The 24257-nt window shown below is 73.7% G+C and carries 20 protein-coding genes and 2 pseudogenes; 7 read left to right on the plus strand and 15 right to left on the minus strand.

Annotated elements, in window-relative coordinates:
- The first annotated feature begins 106 nt into the window (after window positions 1-106).
- Window positions 107-1947 (plus strand): annotated as a pseudogene (gene asnB, locus ABEA77_RS12000) (asparagine synthase (glutamine-hydrolyzing)).
- Between the two features lie 178 nt (window positions 1948-2125).
- Here the strand turns inward: asnB and ABEA77_RS12005 are convergent.
- A complete protein-coding gene (locus tag ABEA77_RS12005) occupies window positions 2126-2506 on the minus strand; it encodes a winged helix-turn-helix transcriptional regulator (RefSeq protein ID WP_345645162.1) in 381 nt (126 codons plus the stop codon).
- Window positions 2507-2652: 146 nt separating this feature from the next.
- On the opposite strand from ABEA77_RS12005, the gene ABEA77_RS12010 reads away from it, so the two are divergent.
- Window positions 2653-3582: an NADP-dependent oxidoreductase gene (locus ABEA77_RS12010; protein WP_345645165.1), complete on the plus strand. Its 930-nt coding sequence runs from the start codon at window positions 2653-2655 to the stop codon at window positions 3580-3582.
- A gap of 33 nt (window positions 3583-3615) precedes the next feature.
- On the opposite strand, the gene lplAB is transcribed toward ABEA77_RS12010, so the two are convergent.
- Both lplAB and ABEA77_RS12020 read right to left on the minus strand, forming a co-directional pair.
- The gene (gene lplAB / locus ABEA77_RS12015) at window positions 3616-4671 is read right to left on the minus strand and encodes a lipoate-protein ligase LplAB (protein ID WP_345645244.1); all 1056 of its coding nucleotides are present in this window, start codon (window positions 4669-4671) and stop codon (window positions 3616-3618) included.
- A 110-nt stretch (window positions 4672-4781) separates the two neighbouring features.
- A complete protein-coding gene (locus tag ABEA77_RS12020; protein WP_345645168.1) occupies window positions 4782-5351 on the minus strand; it encodes a TetR/AcrR family transcriptional regulator in 570 nt (189 codons plus the stop codon).
- A gap of 74 nt (window positions 5352-5425) precedes the next feature.
- On the opposite strand from ABEA77_RS12020, the gene ABEA77_RS12025 reads away from it, so the two are divergent.
- Both ABEA77_RS12025 and ABEA77_RS12030 read left to right on the plus strand, forming a co-directional pair.
- Window positions 5426-5923 (plus strand): FBP domain-containing protein, encoded by a 498-nt coding sequence (locus ABEA77_RS12025; RefSeq protein WP_345645171.1) that lies wholly within the window; start codon window positions 5426-5428, stop codon window positions 5921-5923.
- 216 nt (window positions 5924-6139) lie between these two features.
- On the plus strand, window positions 6140-6625 hold the full coding sequence (locus tag ABEA77_RS12030; RefSeq protein ID WP_345645174.1) for a DUF2000 domain-containing protein: 486 nt from the start codon (window positions 6140-6142) through the stop codon (window positions 6623-6625).
- 6 nt (window positions 6626-6631) lie between these two features.
- Here the strand turns inward: ABEA77_RS12030 and ABEA77_RS12035 are convergent, their stop codons facing one another.
- From ABEA77_RS12035 to ABEA77_RS12055, 5 genes are all read right to left on the minus strand, one after another.
- Window positions 6632-7972 (minus strand): M1 family metallopeptidase, encoded by a 1341-nt coding sequence (locus tag ABEA77_RS12035; protein ID WP_345645247.1) that lies wholly within the window; start codon window positions 7970-7972, stop codon window positions 6632-6634.
- A 282-nt stretch (window positions 7973-8254) separates the two neighbouring features.
- Entirely contained in the window at window positions 8255-9424 is a 1170-nt protein-coding gene (locus ABEA77_RS12040) for a cytochrome P450 family protein (RefSeq protein WP_345645177.1), read from the minus strand.
- A 161-nt stretch (window positions 9425-9585) separates the two neighbouring features.
- The gene (locus ABEA77_RS12045) at window positions 9586-10281 is read right to left on the minus strand and encodes a cation efflux transmembrane domain-containing protein (RefSeq protein WP_345645180.1); all 696 of its coding nucleotides are present in this window, start codon (window positions 10279-10281) and stop codon (window positions 9586-9588) included.
- A complete protein-coding gene (locus ABEA77_RS12050) occupies window positions 10281-10616 on the minus strand; it encodes an ArsR/SmtB family transcription factor (RefSeq protein WP_345645182.1) in 336 nt (111 codons plus the stop codon). Before ABEA77_RS12050 ends, ABEA77_RS12045 begins: the two co-directional genes overlap by 1 nt.
- A gap of 197 nt (window positions 10617-10813) precedes the next feature.
- A complete protein-coding gene (locus tag ABEA77_RS12055; protein WP_345645185.1) occupies window positions 10814-12484 on the minus strand; it encodes an APC family permease in 1671 nt (556 codons plus the stop codon).
- A 526-nt stretch (window positions 12485-13010) separates the two neighbouring features.
- Between ABEA77_RS12055 and ABEA77_RS12060 the strand changes: the two genes are divergently transcribed.
- The 3 genes from ABEA77_RS12060 to ABEA77_RS12070 all read left to right on the plus strand — a co-directional run bounded on the left by ABEA77_RS12060 (window position 13011) and on the right by ABEA77_RS12070 (window position 17189).
- The gene (locus tag ABEA77_RS12060; protein ID WP_345645188.1) at window positions 13011-14819 is read left to right on the plus strand and encodes a gamma-glutamyltransferase family protein; all 1809 of its coding nucleotides are present in this window, start codon (window positions 13011-13013) and stop codon (window positions 14817-14819) included.
- A 1-nt stretch (window position 14820) separates the two neighbouring features.
- Window positions 14821-15642, plus strand: coding sequence for an inositol monophosphatase family protein (locus ABEA77_RS12065; RefSeq protein ID WP_345645191.1), 822 nt, complete (start codon window positions 14821-14823; stop codon window positions 15640-15642).
- A 128-nt stretch (window positions 15643-15770) separates the two neighbouring features.
- A complete protein-coding gene (locus ABEA77_RS12070) occupies window positions 15771-17189 on the plus strand; it encodes a phytoene desaturase family protein (RefSeq protein WP_345645194.1) in 1419 nt (472 codons plus the stop codon).
- Window positions 17190-17295: 106 nt separating this feature from the next.
- On the opposite strand, the gene ABEA77_RS12075 is transcribed toward ABEA77_RS12070, so the two are convergent.
- The 7 genes and pseudogenes from ABEA77_RS12075 to ABEA77_RS12105 all read right to left on the minus strand — a co-directional run bounded on the left by ABEA77_RS12075 (window position 17296) and on the right by ABEA77_RS12105 (window position 24120).
- Entirely contained in the window at window positions 17296-18291 is a 996-nt protein-coding gene (locus ABEA77_RS12075; RefSeq protein WP_345645197.1) for an oxygenase MpaB family protein, read from the minus strand.
- Between the two features lie 81 nt (window positions 18292-18372).
- Window positions 18373-18873 (minus strand): annotated as a pseudogene (locus ABEA77_RS12080) (SDR family NAD(P)-dependent oxidoreductase); the annotation flags it as partial.
- A 15-nt stretch (window positions 18874-18888) separates the two neighbouring features.
- Window positions 18889-20382: a sialate:H+ symport family MFS transporter gene (locus ABEA77_RS12085; protein WP_345645200.1), complete on the minus strand. Its 1494-nt coding sequence runs from the start codon at window positions 20380-20382 to the stop codon at window positions 18889-18891.
- Between the two features lie 57 nt (window positions 20383-20439).
- Window positions 20440-21378, minus strand: a complete 939-nt coding sequence (locus tag ABEA77_RS12090) for a 2-hydroxyacid dehydrogenase (protein WP_345645203.1) — start codon at window positions 21376-21378, stop codon at window positions 20440-20442.
- On the minus strand, window positions 21375-22166 hold the full coding sequence (locus ABEA77_RS12095; protein ID WP_345645206.1) for an aldolase/citrate lyase family protein: 792 nt from the start codon (window positions 22164-22166) through the stop codon (window positions 21375-21377). Before ABEA77_RS12095 ends, ABEA77_RS12090 begins: the two co-directional genes overlap by 4 nt.
- Before the next feature lie 324 nt (window positions 22167-22490).
- Window positions 22491-23492, minus strand: a complete 1002-nt coding sequence (locus tag ABEA77_RS12100; protein WP_345645209.1) for a LacI family DNA-binding transcriptional regulator — start codon at window positions 23490-23492, stop codon at window positions 22491-22493.
- 193 nt (window positions 23493-23685) lie between these two features.
- A complete protein-coding gene (locus ABEA77_RS12105; protein WP_345645212.1) occupies window positions 23686-24120 on the minus strand; it encodes a nuclear transport factor 2 family protein in 435 nt (144 codons plus the stop codon).
- Between the last annotated feature and the right edge of the window lie 137 nt (window positions 24121-24257).

The following is a 24257-nucleotide window of genomic DNA, read 5'->3' on the forward strand; positions in this document are numbered from 1 at the left end:
CCGTGAGGGACGCCACGTGACCGACTGCTCGCGAAGAGTGCGGATACCCCCTTGTCGGGGGAAGTGGCTCCCTCGGGCAACCTTTGCGGCGGAAGCGAGGTGCACCCTGTGTGGCATCACGGGACGGGTCGCGTACCAGCGTGACCTGACTCTCCACCGCGCCGGCGTCGACGCGATGACACAGACCATGTCCTGCCGGGGCCCGGACGCGTCGGGGACCTGGCTCGACCACCGCGCGGCGCTCGGCCACCGGCGGCTCGCGGTCATCGATCTGCCCGGTGGCGCCCAGCCCATGACGGGTCCGACGCCCGACGGCGACGTGACGATGGTCTACTCGGGCGAGGCGTACGACTTCACCGACCTCCGCGAGGAACTCCGCGCGGCGGGCCACCGGTTCGACACCGACTCGGACACGGAGGTCGTGCTCCACGGCTACCTCGAACGGGGCGACGCCCTGGTCGACCGGCTCAACGGAATGTATGCGTCCGCGATCTGGGACGCGCGTACCGAGCGGCTGGTGATGATCCGCGACCGGATGGGCGTCGAGCCGTCCTACTACCACCCGACGGACGACGGCGTCGTCTTCGGCTCCGAGCCCAAGGCGATACTCGCCAACCCGCTGGTGCCGCCGGTCGTCGGCGCCTACGGGCTGCGCGAGCTGTTCTCGTTCCTCAAGTCCCCCGGCGTCGCCGTCTGGGAGGGCATGGCCGAGGCCAGGCCCGGCGAGATCATCACGCTCGACCGCAAGGGGCTGCACCGCCGCACGTACTGGCGGCTCAGGCCGGAACCCCACACCGACAGGACCGAGCAGACCGTCGCCCAGGTGCGGGAGCTGCTCGACGACATCGTCAAGCGGCAGCTCGTCGCGGACGTGCCGCGCTGCACCCTGCTCTCCGGCGGTCCCGACTCGTCTGCGCTGACCGCGCTCGCGGCGCTCCACCTGGCGCCGGCCGGGGGAGAAGGTCCGCAGCTTCGCCGTGGACTTCTCCGACCAGGAGAAGCACTTCCAGGCGATGGACGTCTCGCCGACCCAGGACACCCCTTATGCGCACGCCGTCGCGGAGCACCTGGGCAACGCGCACCAGGACACCGTCCTGGACGGCGCCGCGCTCTTTGCGCCCGCCGTGCGGCGGGCCGCAGCCGGCGCCCGGGACCTCCCGTCGGCATCGGCGACCGGGACAACTCGCTCTACCTGCTGTTCTCCGCCGTACGCAGGCACTCGACCGTCGCCCTGTCCGGGGAGTCCGCGGACGAGGTCTTCGGCGGCTACCCGTGGTTCCACGACGAGCGCCGCGAGGCCGACACCTTCCCCTGGACGGCGGGCGACCCTCGCTGATGGGGGACGCGCGCCCGGCCGACCGCGAACTGGCGCAGACGCCCGAACCCGACCGGTACGTCGCCGACGCCTACCACGCGGCCGTCGCGGAGACCCCCACGCTCCCCGGCGACACCGGGCTCGACGCCCGCATGCGCGTCGTCAGCCACCTCCACCTCCACCTCACCCTCACCCGCATGGTCCAGCAGCTGCTGGACCGCAAGGACCGGATGAGCATGCCCGTGGGCCTGGAGGTCCGCGTCCCGTTCTGCGACCACCGCCCCGTGCAGGACGTCTTCAACGCCCCCTGGTCGATCAAGACGTTCGACGGCCGGGAGAAGAGCCTGCCGCGCGCGGCGACCCGCGAGCTGCTGCCGCAGGTCGTGGCGGACCGCAAGAAGAGCGGCTACCCCGGCACCTTCGACCCGGCCTATGTGACGGCCGTCCAGGACCAGGCCGCCGAACTCCTCGCCGACGGCCACCCGGCCGTCGGGCTGCTGGACCGCGAGGTCCTGCGCGGCGCCACCACCGCGGCGCCCGAGGAGATCACCCAGCGGCAGCGCACGGTCCTGGAGCGCACGCTCGACCTCGGCGCGTGGTTCGCCGCCCACCACCCGACGATCCGCGTGTGAACGGCGTGACGGCCGGGGCCTGAGCCCCCGTCGGCCCGGTGGGGGCGGTATGGGCGCGGAGGTGCAGGCCGCGGCCCGCAGCGCGGCCCACAGGGCGTGAACCGGTGCCCCGGCCCGCCACGGGCCGGGGCACCGGCGGTCCGTGCGGCGGCCGGGCGGGCGATGCCCCGGCAGGGCCTCAGCCGCCGCGGGGCGCCGGGTCCTGGGCGGCGTCGAGGGCGTCGAGCACCGCTTCGCCGTTCTCCCTCGCCCACTCGGTGAGCATGTGGATCGGGTCGATCAGCGTCGCGCCGAGCGGGGTGAGCTCGTACTCGACGCGGGGCGGCGCCTCCGCGTAGGCGTGGCGGCGGACGAGTCCGTGCGCTTCGAGCCTGCGGAGCGTCTGGGTGAGCACCTTGCGGGAGATGCCGCCGATCAGGCCGACCAGCTCGCCGTGGCGCACCGGGCCCTCACTGAGGCCGGAGAGCACGACCGCCGTCCACTTGTCGGCGATCAACTCGACCGTCAGACGCCCAGGACAGTCGGCGAGAAAGGGTCCGCCAGGACCTGAACCGCTCATGTGCCCACGGTACCCGGCGGTTCCTTTCGGCTGCCTAGCGTGGGTTCCGTCCCCGTTCCCGTTCCCGTTCCCGTCCCCGTCCCCGTTCCCGTTCCCGTTCCCGTCCCCGTCCCCGTTCCCGTTCCCGTCCCACCGTCAGGAGAGTCATGCGAGTCATCACCCAGCACACGCTCGGCGGTCCCGAGGTGCTCACCGTCGTGGAGGCGCCCGAGCCCCGGCCCCTCCCGACCGAGGTGCTCGTCCACGTCAGGGCGATCGGCCTCAACCCGCTGGAGGCGCGGCTGCGCGCCGGCGAGTTCCCGCTGCTCGGACGGCCGCCGTTCGTCCTCGGGTGGGACATCAGCGGCGTGGTCGGCCAGGCGCCGGGGACCTGGCGGTTCAGGCCGGGTGACGAGGTGTTCGGGATGCCGCTGTTCCCGCGTGCGGCGGGCGCGTACGCCGAGGCCGTGTCGGCGCCCGCGCTGCACCTGGTACGCAAGCCTGCGTCGCTCTCGCACGTCGAGGCGTCGGCGCTGCCGGTGGTCGGGCTGACGGCATGGCAGGGCCTCGTCGACCTCGGCGGCGTCACCGGGGGCGACCGCGTGCTGATCCACGGCGGTGGCGGCGGAGTCGGCCATGTCGCGGTCCAGATCGCGAAGGCGCTCGGCGCCCATGTGACCGCGACCGCCTCGGGGAGCAAGCGGACGTTCGTCGAAGGGCTCGGCGCCGACGAGGTGATCGACTACACGGCCGTCGACTTCACCGAGGCGGCACGCGGGATGGACCTCGTGCTCGACACGCTCGGCGGCGACACCGCCGAGCGGTCGCTCGGCGTACTCCGCCCCGGCGGCCACCTGGTGACGGCGGTCGCCGAGGAGGACGCGGAGCTCGCCGCCGCGTACGAGGCGGCCGGCATGCGCTTCAGCGGCATCGCGGTCGACCCCGATCCGGTCGCCCTGCGCGGCCTCGTCGCACTCGTCGAGGAGGGCAGGCTGAGGGTCCACGTGCAGGAGGCGTTCCCGTTCGAGCGGGTCGCGGACGCGCACCGGCTGCTCGACGCGGGCCACCTCAAGGGCAAGCTCGTCCTCACCGTCTGACCCCCGCCGCCCCACGGGCCGGGGGACATGCTCTCACGGCACGCGGGCGGTCCACTCCGGGGTGGCGAACTTCGTGCGGACGAGTTCCTCGGCGCGCGCCAGCTCCCCGTCGGTGACCCCGCTCGCGGTCAGCCCGTACCGGTCGCGGAAGGAGGCGATCATGCGGTCGATGACCTCCTCGCGCGGCAGCCCGGTCTGCCGGCGCAGCGGGTCCACCCGCTTCTTCGCGCTGCGGGTGCCCTTGTCCGAGAGCTTCTCGCCGCCGATGCGCAGCACCTCGGTCATCTTGTCCGCGTCGATGTCGTACGCCATGGTCACGTGGTGCAGTACGGCGCCCTGCCCGTCCACGATCCGCTTCTGCGCGGCCCCCGCGACCTTCCCCACCTCGGTGGCGATGTCGTTGAGCGGCTGATACCACGCGGCCACGCCCATGTCGCCGAGCGCGCCGAGCACCCAGTCGTCGAGGTAGCGGTAACTGTCCGCGAACGTCAGCCCCTTGACCAGCGACTCGGGCACCGAGAGCGAGTACGTGACGGTGTTGCCCGGCTCCACGAACATGGCCCCGCCGCCCGAGACCCGCCGCACCACGGCGATCCCGTGGCGGCGTGCGGCCCCGGAGTCGACCTCGTTGCGCAGCGACTGGAAGCTGCCGATGACGACGGCGGGGGCGGCCCACTCCCACACCCGCAGCGTCGGCGGGCGCCGCCCTGCCGCGACCTCCGCGGTGAGGACCTCGTCGAGCGCCATGTGCAGGGCGGGCGGCTGCGGCGGCTCGTGGACGAGCTGCCAGTCGTAGTCCCGCCACTCGGTGGCCTGGGCGAGCGCACGGCGTACCGCGACCGCGACGCCCTCGGTGGTGAGGCCCAGCATGCGGGTACCGGCCGGGAGCGCGGCGTCGATCCTGGCGGCGAGGCCCGCCGCGTCGGTGTCGGCGGGCGCGCCTTCGAGAGCCGCGTCGATGGCGTCGAGCGCCTCGTCGGGTTCGAGGAAGAAGTCACCCGCCACCCGCACCCCGCGCAGTGTCCCGCCGACGCTGTCGAGGTCCACGACGACGAGCTTCCCGCCGGGCACCTTGTACTCACCATGCATGGCCATTCCTCCACGTTCCAGGGGAATCCAACCCGGCGCCCGTCCACATCATTCCGCACGCCGCCTTGCGTCCTGTACCGCCCCGCGGCAGCCGCTCGCACGCGGTCTCCTCAGGGCCTCGGCCGGTTCCTGAGGGCGAAGTCCAGGGTGTCGAGCAGCCAGGCCCAGGAGTCGTCGGCCGAGCGCGGAGTGTGCCGGAAGCCGCCCGCCGCCTCCAGCGTCACATAGCCGTGGAAGGTCCCGTGCAGGAAGCGGACCGCGTCGGTCTGGTCGGGTTCCGGCAGTCCGTAGCCGCGCAGGACGGCGCGGGTCAGCTCGGAGTGGCGGGGCGCCGCGCTGCCCGCGACCGTGCGGATGTCCAATTCGAAGCGGGCCGCCGCGTACCTGCCCGGGTGGCCGAGCGCATAGCCGCGGTAGGCGTCGGCGAACGCCACCAGCGCGTCCCTGCCCGCCCGCCCGGCCACCGCGGCGGCGGCCGCGTCCGCCAGCTCCTCGAGGGCGAGCAGCGCCACCCGCTCCTTCAGCTCCCGGGCGTTGCGGATGTGCGCGTACAGGCTCGGGTCCCGTACGCCGAGCCGCCGCGCGACCGCCGAGACCGTCAGGTTGTCGAAGCCCTCCTCGTCCGCCAGCTCCGCCGCCGCCCGGGTCAGGCGCTCGGGGGTGATGCCCGCGCGTGCCATGTACTCTCCCGTCCCGCTTCCTAATCAATTAAATATTTTGCCTAGACATATTAGGCGAGTTAGCCTCGCTCCTCATGCGATCCCTGACAGAAACCGAGATCCGCGCGTCGTTCGTCAACTGCTCCAAGGGCGAGGTGAAGCGCATGGACATGCCGCTGGACCTCGCGGAGCGCCCGTGGGAGGATCTCGACTTCCTGGGCTGGCGCGACCCCGGAGCACCCGAACGCGCTTATCTGGTAGCCGAGTCGGACGGCCACCTGCTCGGCCTCGCGCTGCGCTCGTCCTCCGGGGCTGCGCGCGGCTTCACCGCGCGCAGTATGTGCTCGCTGTGCGTGACGACCCACACCGGAGGTGGTGTCGCGCTGATGACGGCGCGCAGGACCGGCGAGGCGGGACGGCAGAACAACACGGTCGGCCAGTACCTCTGCACCGACCTGGCCTGCTCGCTCTACGTCCGCGGCAAGAAGCGCACCGCGGCGGGGCGCGGCCTCGACGAGACCCTGTCCCTCGACGCCAAGATCGCCCGTATCCGGCACAACCTCATGGCCTTCGTCGGCCGGGTCACCGCCTGACCGGCCCCGCAGGCCGCCCGGCCCCGCAGGCCGCCCGGCCCGGCCGGCGTCCGGCCGCAGATGTGCCGGCCGGGGCGGCCGATCGCCGTACGAACCACGGACCCGCGCCCACCAGGCGGGACCGGACCGAACGACGTACGGCATCAGCCCCACAGGTGGAATCGATCAGTAAGCTCACCCCGGAAAACGCCGTACATCCGAGCAGGAGTCGCCCCAGTGCCCGCTGACACCACGGAGGCGGAAGCCGTCGGCTTCGCCCCGGACGAGATCGACCAGAACGCACCGACCCGCGCCGCCCGCCTCAAGTGGGTCGTCGTGGTCGACGAGAGCCTTCCTGGCGGCCGCGCGGTCAACGCGGCGGTCTGCGTGGCGGCCGCCACCTCGGACGCGGTCGGCGGCCTCCTCGGCGCGGCCGCCGTCGACGCAGACGGCAGCGCGCACCCCGGGCTGCCCTGGGCCGGCTGCACCGTCCTGGCCGCCGACGCGGCGACCCTGCGCGCGGTGCGCGACAAGGCGGTCGCGTCCCCTGGCACATACGTCGCCGACATGCCCGCTGCCGCCCAGCACACCCGGGTCTACGCCGAGTACCTCCAAGCGGTCGGCGCCGCCGCGGGCGGCACGCTCGACTACTGCGCGGTGAGCGTCGTCGGCCCGCGCAACCGCGTCGACAGACTGGTCAAACGGCTCCCGCTGCTGCCGTGACCCCGCTTACGGCGCCGCGGGCTTGCCCGCCGTGTCGAGCCAGGTGCGGAACAGCGGCCCGAGGCGCCTGCCCGAGACCCGCTCGCTCAGCGCGACGAACTGGGCCGTCGTGCCGTGGCCGTAACGGTGCTCGCGCGCCCAGGACTTGAGGATGGTGAAGAAGTCGCGGTCGCCCACGGCCGTGCGCAGCTCCTGGAGCGCCATCGCGCCGCGGGTGTACACGGGGGAGGCGAAGATGTGCGCGCCGTCGCCCGGGTCGGCGGTGGGGAACGCCCACAGGCCGCTCGTCGCGGGCTGCGCGTAGAAGCGGTCGAACGCCGCCTGCGCGGTGGGGCCGCCGTGCTGCTCCTGCCAGAGCCACTCGGCGTAGGTCGCGAACCCCTCGTTGAGCCAGATGTCCTGCCAGCTGGTGAGGCTCACGGAGTCGCCGAACCACTGGTGTGCCGTCTCGTGGACGACCGTGCCGATGTCGGGCGCCCGGTCGTACAGGGGCCGGGACTGAGTCTCCAGCGCGTAGCCGACGTCGTGCGCGTCGTCCACGATCGCCCCGGCCGCGGAGAACGGGTACGGGCCGAACAGCCCGCTCTCCCACTCCAGTACGTCCGGGATCCGCGCGAGCGCGGGCGCCGCCGCCGCGGCCTCGCGCGGGTCGACCGCGTTGTACACCGGGACGCCCGCGCGCGTGGTGGAGCGCGTGACATCGAACTTCCCCACGGTGGCGGTCGCGAGATAGCTCGCCATCGGCTGGTCCTGACGCCAGCGGAACGTCGTGCTGCCGCCCGCGGTGCGCTGTCCGAGCAGCACCCCGTTGCACACCGCGGTGTACCCGGCGGGCACGGTGACACGGAACGCGTACGAGGCCTTGTCCCTCGGGTTGTTGTCGGACGGGAACCACGACATGGCGCCCTGCGGCTCCCCGGCGACGAACGCGCCGTCGTCCGTCGCGATCCAGCCGTCCGCCGAGCCGTCCGGGTCGGTCACGTACCGCGGCACGCCGCCGTACGCGACCTCGACGCGGAACGCGGCGCCAGCGCGCAGCCGGCGGGCCGGCGTGACGACGAGCTCCTGGCCGTGGCGCGACCAGTGCGCGACCCGCCCGTCCACCCGTACGCGGCTGACGGTGAGGCCCGACAGGTCCAGGTCGAACCTGCCGAGGCCCTGCGTGGCGCGTGCGGTGATCACGGCGTCGCCGGTGAGGTGCCGCGTCGCGGGGTCGTAGCCGAGGTCGAGGGCGTAGTGGCCGACGCGGTAGCCGCCGTTGCCCGACAGCGGGAAGTACGGGTCGCCCTGTCCTGGCGCCCCGGCCGGCCCGCCGGGGGCCGCCGCGTGGGCAGGGCCCGACGACAGGACGAGCGCGGCGAGCCCGAGCGCGGCCGCGGCGGCGCGGCCCGCCCGCGGAGGGCCGCCGCGCGGGCGGCGGGCGGTGCGGGCAGCGGACACGTGCACTCCTCGGCGGGGCGGAGGGGCCGCCGGACGCGGCGCGAGGGCGGCAACCCTAGTCCGGGCGACAGGGACAGGACAAGAGCGTCCGGCGCTCTGGCCTCCCCCGACCGTCCGGCCCTGGCGCGGGCCCCGACCGTCCGGCCCTGGCGCGGGCCCGACCGTCTGGGCCCTGGCACGGACCTTCGATCACAGCTGGACGGGCAGCGCGACGAGTCCGCGTACGAGACGGGTCGGGCGCCTGCGCAGCTCCTGCGGCGGCACGGCGAGCCGGATGCCGGGGAAGCGGGCGAGGATCGAGCGGAGGGCGATACCGGCCTCGGTGCGCGCCAGTTGCGCGCCCACGCAGCGGTGGATGCCGTGCCCGAACGCGAGATGGGCCGAGGCGTCCTGCCGGTCGAGGTCCAACGCGTGCGGCGCGGCGAAGCGCTCCGGGTCCCGGTTGGCCGCGCCGAGCGCCACCAGGACGGGCACCCCCGCGGGGATCTCCGCGCCCGCGAGCGTCAGCGGCCCGGTGGAGTGGCGGAACGTGGCGGTGGCGACGGGCGGGTCGAACCGCAGCAGTTCGTCCAGGGCGCCGGGCACGGCGTCGGGCTCGGCGAGCAGGCGCTCCCCGGCCGCCGGGTGCAGCAGGAGCGCGAGGAGCGCGTTGCCGATGAAGTTGGTGGTGGTCTCATGCCCGGCGACCAGCAACAGGCAGGCGAGCGAGACGAGTTCGTCCTCGCTGAGTCGGTCGTCGCCGTCCCTTGCCGCGATCAGCCCGTCCAGCAGGCGGTCGCCGGGGCCGGCGCGCCGCGCGGCGATCAGCTCCGCCATGTAGGACGCGACGGCGTGCGACGCCGCGTCGACGGCGGCGGGCCGCCCTGCCGCGAACAGCTCGGCCGACCAGTGCCGCACCCGCACGCGGTCCGCCGGCGGAACGCCGAGGAGTTCGCAGATCACCGCGACGGGCAGCGGCTCCGCGAGACCGGCCACCAGATCGGCCCGCCCGCCGCCCGGCAGGCGGTCGAGCAGCTCGTCCGTGATCTCCTGCACGCGGGGCCGCAGCCGGGTCGCGGCGGCCGTGGTGAACGCCTTGGCGACCAGGGCGCGCAGCCGGGTGTGGCCCGGCGGGTCGGTGGCGAGCATCGTCCTCGACAGCGCCGGGTGCAGGTCGCGGCCGCTCGGGTGGGCGGCGAAGAAGGCGGCGGTGTCCTTCGAGAGCCGCGCGTCCGCGAGCGCGGCCCGCGCCGCGGCGTAGCCGGTGACGAGGTAGGAGCACCTGCCGCCCGCGCCCTGCGGCACCCGCCGCACGGGGCCGCCGGCGTGCGCGGAGGCGTGGTCGGCGTAGGGGTCGTGGACCGGATCGCTGCGCGTCATGACCCCAGCCTCCCGCACCCGCAGGCGAGTTGGCGGCGTGCGCACCGATCCCCGCGAGGCACGGGAGCAGCCTCCCGCACCCGCGGGCGAGTTGGCGTCTCTCGCGGCGGCGTGCCGCGGCCGGCGGGTCAGTCTCCCGGCGGTGCGCCGTGCCCGGCGGGTCAGCAGCAGGCGCAGCCGGGCCCGCAGTCGGCCGCGGGGGCGGAGGCCGCCCCGAGCGGCGGGCAGCAGGCGTCGCCGCGCCAGGCGTCGCGGCCCTCCTTGACGGCGACGGCGGCGATCACGAGCGCGGCGGACGGATCGGCCCACCACCAGCCGAGAAGGCTGTGCGCGAGCAGCCCCACCAGCAGCACGGCCGACAGGCAGGTGCACAGCAGGGTCTGCCGTGAGTCGGCCACCGCGGACGCGGAGCCCAGCTCACGCCCGGCCCTGCGCTGCGCCGTGGAGAGCAGCGGCATGACGGCGAGGGACACGGCCGCGAGCACCGTCCCCGTCAGGGAGTGCCCCGCCGTGTCCGCGCCGGCGAGCGCGCGCACGGAGTCGAAGGCGACATAGGCGGCGAGCGCGAAGAACGACCACGCAGTCACGCGCAGCGCGGTGCGTTCCCGCGCCTCGCGCACGGCGTGGTCGGAAGCGGAGAACTGCCAGGCCACCGCGGCGGCCGAGGAGACCTCGACCACCGAGTCGAGGCCGAAGCCGACGAGGGCGGCGGACGAGGCGGCGGCGCCTGCCGCGAGCGCGACGGCCGCCTCGGCGACGTTGTACGCGATCGTCGCCGCGACGAGGAGCCGCACCCGCCGGGTCAGGGCCTCGCGGCGGGCGGCGGGCACGGCGGCGGGGGAGGCGGGCGCGGCCATCAGCAGCAGCCCTCCGTCTCCGCGGCCGCGCAGGTGCGGTCCGACTCGACCGCGACGACGGCGGTGCGCAGCGCGTCGAGCGCCTGCCCCAGGCGCGCGTCGGCGAGCTCGTAGCGCGTGCGGCGCCCGTCGGGCACGGCCACCACGAGGCCGCAGTCGCGCAGGCAGGCCAGGTGGTTCGAGAGCCGGGAGCGCGAGACGCCGATCGCCTCGGCGAGTTCGGACGGGTGCCGGGGCGTCTCGCGCAGGGCGAGCAGCAGCTGGCAGCGGATCGGGTCGGCGAGTGCCCGGCCGAAGCGCGCGAGCACCTCGACCTCGGGAGCGAGCGTCAGCATGCCCACGACGGTACACGAACGGCTGAATTCACAAAACTATGAATCGTCTGGCGGGAACTCCGGGTGCGCCGGTGCGGGGCCGTGCGCACCGGCGCACCCGGTCCGGCCCCGCGCGGCGCGGCCCCGCGCGGCTGTGCGCGGCGACCCGTGGGGGTGCCGCGCACAGTTCGGTCGGCGGGGTGGTACGGAGGGGGAGGTCAGTGGGCCGCGCCCAGCTCCTCGTCCTCGATGCGGCTCTCCTCGCGGGCCTCCTCGATGTGTTCGAGGACGCGGGGCTGCGGCAGCTTCACCCGCAGGGCGATCAGGTAGACGATCGCGGCGAGCACGAGGTTGACCACGAAGCCCCAGCCGAGCCCGATCCAGCCGAGGCCGCCGTCGTAGTCGCCGATCCAGCTGATGATCACGAGTCCCACCAGCCACGGCATGACCCAGGACGCGCCGGCCTTCCAGTCCATCCTGGGGGCGCGGCCCTTGTCGAGGATCTCGAACGCGGCGAGGAAGACGAAGCCGATGCCGATCGTGGCGAACAGCTTCCAGTTGGTGTTCCAGCCGGCCCAGTACACGATCAGGTTCGCCGAGTACAGCGCGAGGAAGGGGATGACGTCCCCGCCGGGCACCTTGAACGGCCGCTGGTGCTCGGGTATCTGGCGCCGCATCGCGGCCAGTACGACGGGGCCTGAGCCGAAGGAGAGCACCGTCGCCGAGGTGATGAACCCGACCAGCTCCTGCCAGCTCGGGAAGGGCAGGAACACGATCAGGCCGACGATGAACGTGACGATCAGGCTGACCAGCGGCGCCCCGCGCCTGGTCGCCTTCGCCAGCCCCTCGGGCGCGTTCTTGTTGCGGGCCATCGCGTACGAGATGCGGGCGGTCACCGTCGTGTAGATCAGGCCCGTGTCCGCGGGGGAGATGACCGCGTCCACGTACAGCACGTACGCGAGCCAGCCGAGGCCGATCGCGCTGGAGATGGCCGCGAGCGGACCGAAGTCGTTGGCGAAGGCCAGGTTGAGCCAGCCGTGCGAGGACGCCAGGTCGTGCCCCGGTACGGCGCCGATGAAGGCGACTTCGAGCAGTACGTAGATGACGCCGGTCAGCAGCACGGAACCGATCACCGCGAAGGGCACGTTGCGCTTCGGGTTGTCCGTCTCGCCCGCCAGCTCGACGCCCTGCCGGAAGCCGAGGAACGAGAAGGTGATGCCGGCCGTGGAGATCGCGGTGAAGATGCCCTTGGCGCCGCCCGGCGCGAAGCCGCCGTACTCCTTGGCGCTGAAGTTGTGCCCGTGGAACGCGGTCACCAGGAACGCCACGATCACCACGAGGATCACCACGAGCTTCCACCACACCAGGACGTTGTTCACCCGCGCGAACCACCGGATGCCGTAGTAGTTCAGCGCGACGAAGAACGCCATGGCGAGGACGGCGATCACATAGCCGAGGCCCGTGAGCGTGTAGGCGCCGTTCGCCGGATGGTAGTCGGTGAAGTGCGCCCACTTCGTGGCGTACTGGAGCGCGCCCTCCACCTCGATCGGCGCCACCGTGGCGGCCGCGATCCAGGTGATCCAGCCCATCGTGTAACTCGCGAAGGAGCCGAACGAGAGGTGTGGGAAGCGCACCACTCCGCCCGACAGGGGGAACATCGTGCCGAGTTCGGCGAAGCAGAGGCCGATCAGGACGATCATCACCGCGGCTATCGCCCACGAGAATATGGACGAGGGCCCCGCGAGCTTGGCCGCGTTCAGGGCACCGAAAAGCCAGCCGGATCCGATGATGGATCCCACGCCGGCGAACAGCAGGCTGACCCGGCCCATGTCCCGGCGCAGCCGCGGCTGTTCCGCGCTCCCCTCCGGCGGTTTGTCAATCGTGGTCATGCGTTCTTCTCTTTTCCCTGTGCCTGACTGGCCTGCTTGCGGCTCTCATCCCTACACACTCCTCCGAGTCAGGAGCAAGTCTCTGACCTGCGATTTCCCAGATGGGACGGCTCGGGACGGCGTGGCGGGTTTCATGGTCGGTTGCGCCTTTTCGCCCATGGGTCCGCGTATGATCCGGGAGCTTCTTCCCCGGGCCGAAGCGCACAATCTTTCGATCGGGACACGGTCGCGCCACGCGGAGGAAAAGTCTTTGCCTTCCGCCCCGGGCCGCCAGGTCCCGCCCTTCCCTGCAGGCCCCGGCCCGCTTCCCTGCAGGCCCCGGCCCGCCGGTCCCGGCCGTGCCCGGCGCGCAGTTCCGTTTCCGCCCGCAGTGCGGATGCGCGAGCGGGCGCGCGCTGCGGGTGGATAGGCTGCCGACCGGCCCGTTCCGGTCCCGTCGAGGGGTGGGAAGGCCGGGGCGCGGCCACGGCCACGGCCTCCGGGGCCGCCCCGCGGCCCGTACGACGAGAGGCGAGGTGCACAGCGTATGTTCACGACCAGGCCGACCCTGCAGGGGACCTTCGGCATGGCGGCGTCCACCCACTGGCTCGCCTCCCAGAGCGCGATGGCGGTCCTGGAGGCGGGCGGCAACGCCTATGACGCCGCCGTCGCGGGCGCCTTCGTGCTGCACGTGGTCGAGCCGCACCTCAACGGCCCCGGCGGAGAGGCGCCCATCATCCTCGCCCCCGCGGAGGGGCCCGTGCGCGTGCTGTGCGGCCAGGGGGTCGCCCCGGCGGGCGCCACCGTGGCGCACTACCGCTCCCTCGGCCTCGACCTGGTGCCCGGCACGGGGCCGCTCGCCGCCGCCGTACCCGGTGCCTTCGACGCCTGGATGACGCTGCTGCGCGACTACGGCACCCTGAGCCTCGCCGAGGTCCTCCGCTTCGCGATCGGATACGCCGAGGAGGGCCATGCCCCGGTCGAGCGGGTGGGCGCCACCGTCGAGACCGTGCGCGAGCTGTTCGAGAGGGAGTGGACCGCCTCGGCCGACCTCTACCTGCCCGGCGGCCGCCCGCCACGCCCCGGCGAGCTGTGGCGCAACCCCGCGCTCGCCGCCACCTGGCGGCGGCTGACCGCAGAGGCCGAGACCGAGGGCGGCGCCGACCGCGCGGCGCAGATCGACGCCGCCCGCCGGATCTGGCGCGAGGGCTTCGTCGCCGAGGCGATCCTCGCCCAGGCCGCCCGCCCCACCATGGACACCACCGGCGAGCGCCACACCTCCACCCTCACCGCCGCCGACCTCGCGGGCTGGTCCGCCTCCTACGAGGAGCCCGCCACCTACGACTGGGACGGCTGGACCCTCTGCAAGGCCGGCCCCTGGAGCCAGGGCCCGGCACTGCTCCAGCAACTCGCGCTGCTGCCGCCCCGCGCCGCCGACCTGCCCGCGTACGGCTCGGCCGACTACGTGCACCGCCTCGTCGAGGGCACCAAGCTCGCCATGGCCGACCGCGAGGCCTGGTACGGCGACGCGGCCGGCGTCCCGCTCGACGCGCTGCTCTCCGAGGAGTACAACGCCGGCCGCCGCGCCCTCGTCGGTGACTCGGCCTCCCGGGAGCTGCGGCCCGGCAGCCCGGACGGCCGCACCCCCGGGATCAGCCTGCACGCCGCCGCCGTCGCAGCGGGCAGGACCGGGCACCTGCCGCCGCCCCGGGCAGGCGTCGGCGAGCCCACCGTCGCCAAGGACGGCACCACCCGCGGCGACACCTGCCACATCGACATCGTGGACCGCTGGGGCAACATGGTCTCCGCCACGCCGAGCGGCGGCTGGCTCCAGTCCAACCCGGTCGTGCCCGAGCTCGGCTTCCCGCTCGGCACCCGACTCCAGATGGCCTGGCTCGACGAGGGGCTGCCCAACTCCCTGACGCCGGGACGCCGTCCGCGCACCACCCTCAGCCCCTCGCTCGCCCTGCGCGACGGCGTGCCCGCCCTCGCCTTCGGCACCCCCGGCGGCGACCAGCAGGACCAGTGGCAGCTGCACTTCTTCCTCGCGCTCGCCCTGCGCGGCCGGGTGCGCGGCGGATACGACCTCCAGGGCGCCATCGACGCGCCCAACTGGCACACCGACGCCTTCCCCGGCTCCTTCTACCCGCGCGGGATGGTCCCGGGGTCGCTCACCGTCGAGGGCCGCACCGACCCGGAGGTCGTCGCGGAACTGCGGCGCAGGGGACACGAGGTGACAGTCGGCGACGACTGGTCCGAGGGCAGGCTGTGCGCCGTCGCCCGCGACCCGGAGACCGGGGTGCTGTCCGCCGCCGCGAACCCGCGCGGCATGCAGGGCTACGCGGTGGGCCGCTGACGTGCCGGGCTTCCGCGTCCCCGCGAGCGGCGCAGTCGAGGCGGTGGTCAGGGCGGCGGCTGCCGCCGAGATCATGCCGCGCTACCGGCAGCTCTCCGCCGACGACATCACCGAGAAGAACGGCCCGCACGACCTGGTCACCGTCGCCGACCGGGGGGCAGAGGCCTATCTGACGCGTGAGCTGACCGCGCTGCTGCCCGGCTCGGCCGTGGTCGGCGAGGAGACCGTGCACGCCGACCCCGCCGCGTACGGGGCGCTCGAAGAGGACGCGCCCGTGTGGATCGTCGACCCCGTCGACGGGACACGGGTGTTCGTCTCCGGACGGCCGGACTTCTGCACGCTCGTCTCGCTCGCCCGCTACGGCGAAGTGCTCGCGTCCTGGACGTACGCCCCCGCCACCGACCGGATGGCCGTCGCGGTGCGCGGCCGGGGCGCCACCCTCGACGGCGCCCCGCTGCGGCCGGGACCGCCCGAGCCGGGACGGCAGCTGCGGGTCTCCATGTCGCACCCCGACTACACCTCGGCCGAGCAGAAGCGCGCCCTGCTCGGCCTGGAAGGCTCAGGCGCCGTGACCCGCGGCAGCGGCTCCGCGGGCCTCGACTACCTCGCCGTCGCCACCGGCGCCCTCGACGCCGTCGCGTACAGCTGGGAGTACGCGTGGGACCACGCGGCCGGGCTGCTGCTGGTCACCGAGGCGGGCGGCGCCCACCTCACGCTCAGCGGCGAGCCGTACCGCATCACCGGCGGCAACGCCCTGCCGTTCACCGCGGCCCGCACCGAGGCGACGGCCCGGCACGTGCGGCGGATCCTGCTGGGCGGCTGACCGCGCGCGGGTGGCGGCGCCCGGGTGCCGCGGGGGCGCCGGTGCGCCGGGCCGTACCGCTGCCGCCGCCGCCCGGCCGCCGGAATATCCTGAGGGCCAGAACCGCCGGCCGACGAAGGAGTCCGAAGGTGCCGTCGATGCTCGATGCCGTCGTCGTGGGCGCGGGCCCCAACGGGCTGACCGCCGCAGTCGAGCTCGCCAGGCGCGGGATGTCCGTCGCGGTGTTCGAGGCGGCGGGCACGGTCGGCGGGGGAGCCCGCACCGAGGAGCTGACCCTGCCGGGCTTCCGGCACGACCCGTGCTCCGCCGTGCACCCGCTCGGCGCCGGGTCGCCCGCCTTCAACGCCCTGCCGCTCGAACGGTACGGACTGACCTGGCTGCACCCCGAACTGCCCATGGCCCACCCCTTCGACGACGGCACCGCGGCCGTGCTCGCCAGGTCGGTGGCCGAGACGGCCGCATCGTTCGGGCCGCGCGACGCGGGCGCCTACCGGCGGCTCGTGGCGCCGTTCCTCGGCCGGTGGGACGCGCTCGCCGCCGACTTCCTCACCCTGCCGCCGCGCGGGCTGCCCCGGGACACCACCACCCTCGCGCGCTTCGCCCTCGCCGGACTGCCCCCGTACGGCTGGCTGGTACGGCGCTTCTCCGACGAGCGGGCGAAGGCACTGTTCGCGGGGCTCGTCGCGCATGTGATCTCCCCGCTCAACGGCCTCGCGACGGGCGGCGTAGGGCTGATGTTCGCGCTCGCCGCGCACGCGGGCGGCTGGCCCGTCGCGCGCGGCGGCTCGCAGGCGATCTCCGACGCGCTCGCGGGCTGCCTGCGCGCGTGCGGCGGCGCGATCCACACCGACTTCGAGGTCAAGCGCCTCGACGACCTGCCGCCCGCGCGCGCCTACGTCTTCGACACCTCGCCCACCGCGCTCGCCCGTATCGCGGGCCTCGGCCACCACTACGACGCCTACCGGTACGGACCCAGCGTCTTCAAGATCGACTACGCGCTGGAAGGACCCGTGCCGTGGACGGCCGAGGCACCGCGCCGCGCGGGAACCGTCCAGATCGGCCCCACCAGCGGCGAGATCGGCCGTGCCCTGAAGCAGGCGTACGGCGGCACGGCCCCCGACACCCCCTTCCTGATCACCGCGCAGCCGACCCTGGCCGACCCGTCGCGCGCCCCCGAGGGCAAGCACGTCTTCTGGGCGTACGGCCATGTCCCGCACGGCTGGACGGGCGACCTGACGGACGCGGTCGAGCGCCAACTCGACCGCTTCGCCCCCGGCTTCCGCGACCTGGTGCTCGCGCGGGCCACGGCAGGCCCCCCGCAGCTCGCCGAGCGCAACGCCAACTACGTGGGCGGCGACATCGCGTGCGGCGCCGCGCAGGGCCTCCAACTGCTGCTGCGGCCCAAGCTGTCGCTCTCCCCGTACTCCACCCCGCGCCCCGCGGTCTTCCTCTGCTCGTCCGCCACCCCGCCGGGCCCCGGCGTGCACGGCATGAGCGGCCACAACGCGGCCAAGGCGGTGTGGCGGAGCCTGCGCAGGAACCGCTAGAGGGCACCGGGGCGGTCAGGACCGGGGCCTGGGGAGGACGGCACCGGCGCCCGCTTCCTCCCCTGCCGGGGGCGCCCCCCGGCAGGGACGCCTCACAGGTCCGGCGTCATTCCTGCCGCGCACCGGCGAGCCGCCCCCGTGCGGCCGCCTGGATCCGGGAGGGGCCGAGGCCCCACTGGAGGACGCGTCCCACGGCCGTCGCAAGCGGCCGGTCCCAGCCGGCGCGGACGGGGGCCGGACGGCGGATGCCGAGCTCGGCGCGTGCCCAGCCCGGGAGCAGCCCGACCGAGGCGTTCATGAGCCGGCCGACGACCAGCCGCTCCCGCCGCGTGCGGCCGAACCCGCGGAGGAACAGCACCGAGTCCAGCGCGGCGGGGGTCGCGTGGAGCTCGGGGCGCAGCCGGGCCAGATAGCGCTCGGCCTCGCGGGACGTGCGCGGCACGCCCCGCGCGCCCAACGCCTCGGCCACGGGGGCGACCTGGCGGTAGTAGGCGTCACACTCCGCGGGGTTCAGCCGGAGCCGCCGGGGCGCGTAGGCCTGGTGGCCGGCGAGGAAGCTGCGGACCTCGGCGGTGTGCACCCAGGTGAGCAGGCCGGGGTCGTCCGCGCGGTACGGCCGGCCGTCCGGGGCGATGCCGTGCACCCGGGTGTGGATCCGCAGGACGAGGTCGATCACCTCGCGGGCGGCGGCCGAGGAGCCGAAGGTGGTCGCGGTGACGAACCGCACCGTGCCGCGCAGCCGCCCGACCGGGTCGGCACGGAAGCCGGAGTGCTGGTCGACCCCCGCCATGGCGAGCGGGTGCAGCGACTGGAGCATGAGAGCGGCGAAGCCGCCGGCGAGCATCCCGGTGGCCTGGCCGTGCACGCGCCACACCGGGTCCCCGGGCACGATCCCGAAGAGACCCGGGTCACCGGGCGGCCCCGCGTACCGCTCCAGCTGGAGATCCCCGCCGTGCGTCGCCGCCGTGAGCTCTGCCGCGATCCGTTCCCGCAGCCCCACCAGCACCTCCAGGGTCCGTGTCCCCCAGCCGAGGGTACCGGCCCGCCCGGCGGGCACGGCCGCGAGCATGAGCAGCGCGGGCAGCGGGTCGGTGCCGCACACGCGCCCGCGGGCCCCGCCGTCCGCGGGGTCCGGCCCCGCCGTCGGGCGGCGGGGCCGGAGCGGGCCTGTGCACGGGAGCACTCACACCTGTGCGTAGCCACCGTCGGCGAAGAGCTCGGCACCGTTGAGGTAACTCGACGCGTCCGAGGCGAGGAACGTCGTCACGGCCGCGATCTCCTCGGGTTCGGCGAGCAGGCCGAGGGGAACGGCGTCCTCGGCCTGCTTGAGCCTCTCCGCCGTGACCAGCTTGAGCAGACCCGGGGTGCGGGTGCCGCCCGGGGACACGACGTTGCCCCGGAAGCCGTGCGCGCGCGAGCTGAGGGCCCAGCCGCGGGCGAGACTGCGGACCGCGGCCTTCGACGCCGCGTAGATCTCCAGTCCCTGGCCGGGCCGTGTCGTGGCGGTCGAACCCGTGAGGACCACCGAGGCGTTGGCGCTGAGCAGCGGCAACGCCTGCTGGAAGGTGAAGATCGTCCCCTTGACGTTGGTGTCGAAGACGGAGTCGATCATCTCCTCCGTCGCCTCGCCGAGCGGTGCCGAGGTGCCGACTCCGGCGTTGGCGACCAATACGTCGATGCGGCCGAGCCCGGCGAGCGATCACGTGGCGGCACGGGCCGATGCCGGCACGGTGTCGTCCTCACCGAGGAGGCCGTCGCGTCCGAAGTCCGTCGGGAGCGAGGCGTCCGGGTGGATCCGGCGCTGCACGAGCGCGGGGATGTTGCATCCGATGAGCAGGATGACGACGAACGTCAGGGAGAACGACAGCACCGGCAGGGCCGTACCGAGCGAGAGGCGGCTCGCGATCGACGCACCGAGAACCGGGGCGATCGCGCCGCCCAGGGCTCCGACGTTGTACGTGAACCCCAGGCCGGCCGCCCGTTGTTCGGTCGGGAAGAACCCGCTGATCCACTTCGGGTGGAGGCCGGAGATGCCCTGCCCGAACAACTGCTGGAGAAGGAGGAGCGCCCCGAGCACGAAGAGCTGGGTGCCGCCGATCGCGAACACCGGGAAGATGAGGATCTGCGACAGCAGGAGGCTGCCGACATACGCCCACCGCGTCCCGAACCTGTCACCGCTGAAGCCTGCGACGCAGCAGCCGATCGCGTTGCCGAAACCGGCGAAGAACACGACGTCGGCGATCTGCGCCGCGTTGTAGTGCAGTTCGGTCGCGGCGTAGGTGGGCAGAAGCGCCTGCATCGGCCACGAGTAGAGGAAAGCGGCCAGGACGGTGACCGTCACGGTGACGATGAGCGGCCACCGCCGTCCACCGAACTGCACCATGAACGACACGAACACGGCGCCGATCAGTACGCTCGCCCCTGCGACCGCGAGACCCCGCAGCTGACCTGTGAAAATGAGCAGGAGAAGGCCCATCGCGACGCAGGCCGACACCGTGTTGAGGACGCGGAACCGTGCGGTGAAGAGCACGGCGAAGACATTCGGCGCGGTGGCGCCGTCCGACGCCTCGCCACGGTGGCGGGCCTGCTTCCAGTCCTCCGGCTCCGCCAGGCTGCGGCGGAGCCAGAGGGTGATCGCGATCGGGACGAGGCCGACGGCGAACAGCGCCCGCCAGCCGTACTCGGGCACGACGAACCGGAAGACCTGGCCCGCCAGGATGGTTCCGACGGCGGACCCGGAGATGAGGAAACCGCTGGCCTTGTTCTTCAGGCGCTTCGGCCAGGCTTCGATCACATAGGTGGAGCTCGCCCCGTACTCCCCGGCCATGCCGAGGCCGATGACGATCCGGGAGGCGAACAGCACAGCATACGAGGGAGCGACCGCGCAGGCGAACGAGCCGAGCGAGAACAGCAGGATGCTGACGATCATCGCGGGGCGCCGGCCGAACCGGTCGCCTGTCGCGCCGATCGCGAGCCCGCCGAACCAGCGGCTGATGAACGCGGCGGAGACGAGGCTCGCGGCCTGGACGCCCGAGAGACCGAAGTCCTTCGTGATGTCGGTGAGCACCAGCGAGATGAGGACGAAGTCGAAGCCGTCGAGCAGGTAGCCGAACCACGACGCCACGAACATCTTCCACTGCTGACGGCTCACCTCCCGGTACCAGGGGACGATGGAGGCAGGGGAGTTGGCCATGGTGTGATCTCGCACTTCGTTGTGTGAATCCATCGGGTCCGCGACGGTGCGGTGTGGTCAGCCCGTGACGGGCGTGAGCAGCGCGCCGCCGCGGTGGAACGCGGCCACGTTCTGCACGGCCACGTCGGCCATGGCCTCCCGGGTCTCCCGGGTGGCCGACCCGAGATGGGGGGCGAGGACCACGTTGTCGAGGTCGGCCAGTCCCGGGGCGAGCCGCGGTTCGTCTTCGTAGACATCGAGGCCGGCCGCCGCGATGGTGCCGTCGCCCAGGGCCGCGACGAGCGCAGCCTCGTCGACGACCGCGCCGCGCGCGGTGTTGACGAGCACGGCGGTACGTTTCATCGAGCGCAGCCGGTCGGCGTCGACGAGGTGCCGCGTGCCGGCGGTGAGCGGACAGTGCAGCGAGACCACGTCGGACTCGGCGAACAGCCGGTCGAGGGGCATCCACTCGACGTCCGGCTCGGAGCGCGGCCTGCGTGACGACGACGCGATCGTCATGCCGAAGGCGCGAGCCCGACGGGCGACCGCTTCACCGATGCGCCCGTATCCCACGATGCCGAGCCGCTTGCCCGCGAGTGAGCTGCCCCACATGAAGTCGAACGCCCACGACCACGGTCGGCCTCCGCGCACGAGCCGGTCGCCCTCACAGACCCGCCGTGTCACGTCGAGGAGGAGGGCCATGGCGAGGTCGGCCGTGGCATCGGTGAGGACATCCGGGGTGTTGGTCACGCTCAGGCCCACGCGGCTCGCGGCCGCGATGTCGATGTTGTTGTGTCCGACGCCGACGTTCGCGACGAGCCGGACACCCTGGGCGTGCAGCTCGGCGACGGCGGCTTCGTCGACGGGGTCGGTGATGGTGGTGATCACCGCGCCGAGCTCCCCCAGCGTGCGGAGCTCTGTCACGCCGCGGGCGGGTACCAGGTCGATCCCCAGGTCCGTGAGCGTGGTTGCGGACCGAGAGGGGAGCGCGACCGTGGAGGCGACGCGGAAGCTCACGGCGTGACCTCCTTCGGCGTGCGCAGAAGCGCGCGGGCCTCGGTGCCGAGCCGCTTCCAGGAGTGGAAGAGCAGTTCGATGTCGATGCCCAGCGAGAAGTGGCGGAAGCCCCGCGCGCACAGGTCGCTGAACTCGTCGAGGTCCGCGAGCTCGATGCGGGCCGGCACGCCGTTCCTGGCGCACGCGTCGAACAGCTCGGAGCGCACCGCGTCGATCTCCGTGGTGGTCCTGCCCGAACTCATCCGGAAATCGGTGGGACCCCACTGCACGAAGTCGATGCCGGGGACGGACAGGAGCGCGTCGAGGTCGTCGAAGCTCTCCCGCTTCTCGACCATGACACCGACGACGGTTTCCGCGACACTCGTGATGTAGGCGGCCCCACCGCCGTAGTCCGGCCGCGCGTTCCGCCGGGCGGCCGCGCCGTAGGCGCCCCCGTGCCCAGGGGTGTCGGGGCGGACCGACGCGACGGCGCGCACCACGTCCTCGCGCGTGCGCATGTCCGCGAAAAGGACACCGCCGAAGCCCGACCCGACAGCGCGCTGAGCCAGGTAACGGCTGTGCTCGTAGTCGAGCTTGACCATCGTGCCGAGCCCGTACAGCTCCGCTGCGCGGCCGATGTTGTCGAGGTCGTGGAGCGTGAAGGCGTTGTATTCGGCCAGGAACTCCACATAGTCGAACACACCCGTCTGGCCCACCGCCTCCGTGATCGCGGGGTCCGGCAGCATGACACGTGTGGCGATGGTCGGCCGGCCGTCGGCGAACCGTTCGCGCAGGGGGTTCTGGCGCACTGAGCGTCTTCCTCTCGTCGGCAGCGCTGAGCTGCGGGCAGTACGGCGATCGCCCACGTGTCGGCCCGGCCGCGAGCGCGACTGTGGAAGGCCGGAGCCGACGCGGGGTCGGGGGACGACGGCTGTGTGTGCCCGGTCGCCGTGGTTCTGGATGGCCCCGGTGCGGGGGGCTCACGGGGAGCGTAGGAACGCGGGACGGGCCGGTTCAAACCCCTGGAAAGGTTTCGCACATGTTTCGCGGCTGCCCGCCCACGGCCCGCCTCGCGGGGTCCGGCACGCCGACGGCGCCGTCGGTGCCCGTGCGCGCGCCTCGCCCGGCGTTGTTCAGCCGGTCCGCATGGTCGAGCCCCGCACCACCAGCCGGGGTTCGACGTGGTGCACCCCGGGTTCCGGGCGCCCGTCGATCGCTCGGAGGAGCAGGTCGGCGGAGACCCGCCCGATCTCCTCCAGGTTCATGTCGACCGACGTCAGCGCCGGCCGTGCCGGTTCGACCATCGCCGCCCAGTTGTCATGGCCGATCACCCGCGCTCGTCCCGGTACGTCGCGGCCGAGTTCCTTGAGCGCGTCGAGGACGCCGCGGGCGATCTGGTCGTTGCCGCAGAGGAAGCCGTCGACGTCCGGGTCCCGCTCCGTCACCGCCCGCGCCGCGGCTCGCCCCCACGGCTCCGAGTACTCGCCCGCGTACACCGCCCCGCCGGCGATCTCCACCCCGGCCTCGGCCAGCCGCCGGCGGGCGGCTCTCGACCGTTCCGCCGTGGCGCGGACGTGTGGATCGCCCGCGACGACGGCGACCTTCGTCGCCCCCGACTGCACCAGGTGGTCGGCGGCCATCGCCCCGGCGTGCTCGTGGCTCGCGTCGACCGACGTGTCGTCGGCCAAGTCCGAGGGGGCGTAGGCGTACACGAGTGGCACCTCGAACATGCCGCTCAGGCTCGGGCGCGGGGACGAGAGGCTGCCGAGCACGATGATCCCGTCGACGTTCCGCTCGACGAGCGCACGCAGGTGATGGCGCTCCCGGATGGCGTCACCGCGCGCGTCGCACATGAGCAGGGAGATGGAGCCGAGCCCGAAGGCGTCCTCGGCACCCATCATGATCGGCAGCGCGAAGCGCCCGGAAAGGTCGCTCGCGATGATGCCGACCGTGCCCCGCAGCCTGAACCGGCTCGCGCCGTGCCGCGGGACGTATCCGAGGCGCTCCGCCGCGGCGACGACGCGGGCCCGGGTCCCGGCGCCCACCCGGGGGCGGTCGTTGAGTGCTTTCGACGCCGTGGCGACGGAGACACCGGCCTCGGCGGCCACCGCCGCGAGTGACGCCGTCTGCTGCATTGCCTCGATCCCGTCTCCGCGCCTGCGAAACCCGTCAGAAAGTTTCGCAGACATCCTCCCACGGTGAAGAGGTCTCCGACACCGGCACGCGGGGACCGGCGGAGCGGGTGGGCTCGCGTCGGCGCGCGGACCGAGGGGTGCCGCGCCGACCGGTGCGGCAGCCGTCCCGGCAGGCCGGGCCCCTCCGCGTCCTTCAGGGGCGCAGATGGCGGCTCGTGTCGCCCAGGAGGCGGGTGTCGACCCGGCGCTCCGCGAAGCGCCAGACCCCGCCGGTGCGGGCGAAGCGGTCCCGGTAGCGCCCCGCGGCCACGGGCTGCGGCGGCAGCTCGGGCAGCGCCTGGCAGGCCGTCACATACGAGCGTGCCGTGGCCTCGTCGGGCCCCTCGCCCTGCTCGATCACGCTGTTGGCCGTCGCGTGGTGGGTGCGCGGGGTCCCGTCGCCGTAACACGATCGTGCGGCCCCTGAGCATTCCCTCCACGGCGTCGTGGCCGCGGAAGGCGCCCCGCTGCCGAGGAACACACCATCGGAGAAGAGGTCGCCGACTGCTGCGAAGTCCCCGTCGCCGACCAGCTCCGCGTACCGGGCGACGAGGTTCTCGACGGCCCGCAGATCGACGGCTTGCAGCATGGGAACCCTCCGGCAGACGGCGGACACCTGGGACCCGTGCGGGCCGGCAGCGCCGAGGCGCGCGCGGCCGTGCGACCGTACTGGAAGCCGGAAGCCGGAAGCCGGAAGCCGGAAGCCGGAAGCCGGAAGCCGGAAGC

The organism is Streptomyces tremellae, assembly GCF_039540215.1.
GTDB classification, from domain to species: Bacteria; Actinomycetota; Actinomycetes; order Streptomycetales; family Streptomycetaceae; genus Streptomyces; species Streptomyces tremellae.